A 2,119-nucleotide genomic window follows, 5' to 3' on the forward strand; every position below is an offset into this window, starting at 1 on the left:
CCCCGAGGGCGTGATGGAATTTGCCACCAAGGACGGTGCCGAGGCGGCGCAGCACGGCTACCTGCCATGGTTTGATGTGCCGGGGCGCCAAACCGCAGGCACACCGGTGATGTTTGGCCACTGGTCAACACTGAAGGCGCAAGACGCGCAAAAATCGGACCGCCAGCTGCTGCCGCTGGACACCGGCTGTGTCTGGGGTGGCAGCCTGACGGCCGCCCGGCTGGGGGCAACGCCGGGGGCGTATGAGCTGATCTCGGTGGCCTGTGCGCAGGCGCAAAACCCGAAAGCGAAAACAGGCTGAACTGGCGGCACTCATGCCGTCATGCCGGGCAAACTGGCCTGCGCGCAATGCGCTTTCATCTGTGCGTCGGCCTGCGCGACTTTCTGCTGGTGCGCCTCTTCGGCTTCATCCGCCCAGGCCCGCGCCACGCTGGCGGCCAGTAGCAGCACGGCAGAGGTGAAGTAAATCCACATCAGTATCACCACCAGCGAGCCGGCCGCGCCGTAGGCCGACACCACGGCGGCCGTCGAAAGGTAAAGAGCCATCAGGTGCTTGCCAACGGCAAACAGAACCGCCCCAACGGCAGCGCCCAGCACCAGGTAACGCATGGCGGGCTTGGGGCCGGCGCTCATTCTCATCAGGGCCACAAACAGCAGCACGCAAAAGCCGAAGGACACCAGCTCGTTGATGACGAAGGCGATTCTCTCTATCGGCAGGTAGTTGCCGGCCCAGCCCGACAGCAGGCTTAAAAAGGTGGAAATCCCCAGCGACACCAGCAGCAAAAAGCCAAACGCGAGGATGTAGGCAACGCCGCGCAAACGCAGGGAGGCACTGCGCCACCATTTCTGCTGCGGCGCCTGGCCGCTGCCCTGCCGCCACAGCCGCTCAAAGGCATCCTGCAACTCGGCAAATACCCCGGTCGCACCAGACAGCAGCAGGCCAAACGCCAACAGCGAGGCGGTGATGCCCTCGGTCGGCTCCTGCGCGCTGGACAGCGCCTGTTGCACCACCAGCGCGCCCTGCGCGCCGACCACGGACCGTATCTGCTGAATCAGGCTGGTTTCAATGTAGCTGCGGTCCAGCCACCAGCCCAGCACCGCCACCAGCAGCACCAGCAAGGGCGCCAGGCTCAAAATTCCGTAGAACGACATGGCCGCGCTCATGCGCATGCCGCCGGCGTCTATCCAGTGGTCAATGGCGCGCCACATCGGCCGATAAACGGGCCGCAGCGCACCGAGCGCGAAGGTCGCAAATGCTGAGAAGTGCCGGGCCAGCCTGTCCATCATCTCGACAGCCTAGCCAGCGGCTGGTCAACGCGGCAGTGGACAGCCGCGCAAGCCCGCGTAGGCGCTTGCCGACGCTTGATGAAGCGGGGCCCCGCTACCCCGGACTCAAGCGGCGGTTTTGAACAGCGCGGCGACTTTTTTCTTGGGCTTGATATTGGCCGAAACACCGCTGCGTGCAGGATTGGCTTTGGCTGCGGCTTCCCAGGCGGGTTGTGCGTCTGCGGCTGCCGTTGACTCATAAGGCTGGTCAAAAAACGGATCACGCGGGGCTGCGGCCTGGCGATACGGCGTGTGTTCGCGGCGCTCGCGTGGCGGGCTCATTTCACGGCGTTCACGCTGTTCACGTGGTGGGCGCGAATCAGCTGCTTCACGCGAGTCATGTGCGCCGCGGTCATCGGGCTCGCGGTACATGCGGCGGCCGTCATTGATACGGCCCTGCTCACTAATACGTGGCTGGTCTTCGTCAAACTCCATCGGCTCAAGCTCAATCTTGGTCTTGATGAGTTTTTCAATATCAGCCACCAGGCGCTGGTCACTGCTGGCCACAAAGCTCACGGCCAGACCGGCAGCACCGGCGCGGCCCGTGCGGCCAATGCGGTGAACGTAGTCTTCGGCATTAAACGGCACGTCAAAGTTAAAAACGGCGGGAACGTCTTTAATGTCGAGCCCGCGGGCGGCTACGTCAGTACACACCAGCAAGTCAACCTCGCCTTTTTTGAAGGCATCAAGCGCCTTCAAGCGCTCGTCCTGGCTTTTGTCGCCGTGCAGGGCTGTGGTTTTAAGGCCTTCACGCTCAAGTGAGCGGGCCAGACGGGCACAACCGAGCTTGCTG

General features: G+C 63.4%; 2 protein-coding genes and 1 pseudogene. 1 reads left to right on the forward strand and 2 read right to left on the reverse strand.

What is annotated here, in order from left to right:
- A pseudogene (locus RMO23_RS07365) lies at positions 1-301 on the forward strand (bis(5'-nucleosyl)-tetraphosphatase (symmetrical)); the annotation flags it as partial.
- Positions 302-312: 11 nt separating this feature from the next.
- Here the strand turns inward: RMO23_RS07365 and RMO23_RS07370 are convergent.
- On the reverse strand, positions 313-1,284 hold the full coding sequence (locus tag RMO23_RS07370) for a YihY/virulence factor BrkB family protein (RefSeq protein WP_405041580.1): 972 nt from the start codon (positions 1,282-1,284) through the stop codon (positions 313-315).
- A 108-nt stretch (positions 1,285-1,392) separates the two neighbouring features.
- A partial coding sequence (locus RMO23_RS07375) for a C-terminal helicase domain-containing protein (protein ID WP_309680004.1) occupies positions 1,393-2,119 on the reverse strand: 727 nt, incomplete at its 5' end.

Source organism: Polaromonas sp. (assembly GCF_031411155.1).
Classification (GTDB): domain Bacteria; phylum Pseudomonadota; class Gammaproteobacteria; order Burkholderiales; family Burkholderiaceae_C; genus Polaromonas.